This window comes from Microbacterium sp. H6, from assembly GCF_003314775.1.
GTDB classification, from domain to species: domain Bacteria; phylum Actinomycetota; class Actinomycetes; order Actinomycetales; family Microbacteriaceae; genus Microbacterium; species Microbacterium oxydans.
Genome location: NZ_QOAY01000163.1, coordinates 1 through 891, shown reverse-complemented (window position 1 = coordinate 891; position 891 = coordinate 1). Strand labels below are relative to the sequence as shown.

1 pseudogene is annotated in these 891 nt (G+C 71.9%); it reads right to left on the bottom strand.

Annotation, left to right across the window (positions count from 1 at the left end):
- Positions 1–891: pseudogene (locus DSP71_RS22235) on the bottom strand (hypothetical protein); the annotation flags it as partial.

The window sequence follows — 891 nt, the reverse complement described above, 5'->3', positions numbered from 1 at the left end:
ATCCAGCCCACGGTCTCGCCGATGTCCACGGGGCGCTCGCGCCGCTCCTCCGCGTCGAGCCCCGAGATCTGCAGCACCCAGTCGTGACCGTCGCCAGCACCGTCGTCGCCTGCACCGTCGCCAGCACCGTCGTCGCCAACACCGTCGTCTCCAACACCGTCGAGATCGAGGACGAGACGGGCCACCCCGCCCCGTTGCGTCACCCGCCCGCTCGCCGGAGCCGCCACCCTCACGCGAGGGCCCGGAGGGAGATGCAATTCACACGCCGTCGCCCACGTCTCCCCCGACTCGGCCTCGTCGATGCGCGCCCGGGTGAGTCGGAACACCCCGTACGGCAGCACCGCTACGGCGACCCCGAGCTCGATCGCCTCGGCGACCAGTTCCCGCTCCGACGTCTCCTCGAGCCAGCGTCCGCCGTCGAGGTCCGCCGACTCGACACCCGGATCGATCACGGCGACGCGACCGGTGAGATCCGGCAGGAGCGCGGCCAGCGGAGCGGCGTCAGGATCGGTCACCACATCCGCCGCATCGAAGCCGGGGCCCTCATCGACGCCCACCGCGGCGAGCACGTGCTCTGTCATCTCGACGAGCGGCAGCAGTGTCGCGGCGTCGAAGATCGCCTGCTCGCCCGCGACCCTCTCACGCGCGTAGTCGTTGTCCCCGTCGATCTCCAGCTGACGCCACCCGCTCGCGACCAGCAGGGCAGCACGCAGCACCACGAGCGGCCAGACCGCTCTCGCCTCCGTGTCGCTCAGCGGCGCATGGCGATGGAACGCGGCGACCGTCTCGAGCACCCGCAACGGCCGCTCGGGCTCGTGGTGCAGCATCGATGCCGCGCACACCGCCAGCTCGGCGACGCGCCAGCCAAGCCCGAGGTCGCCGAGATCGAGC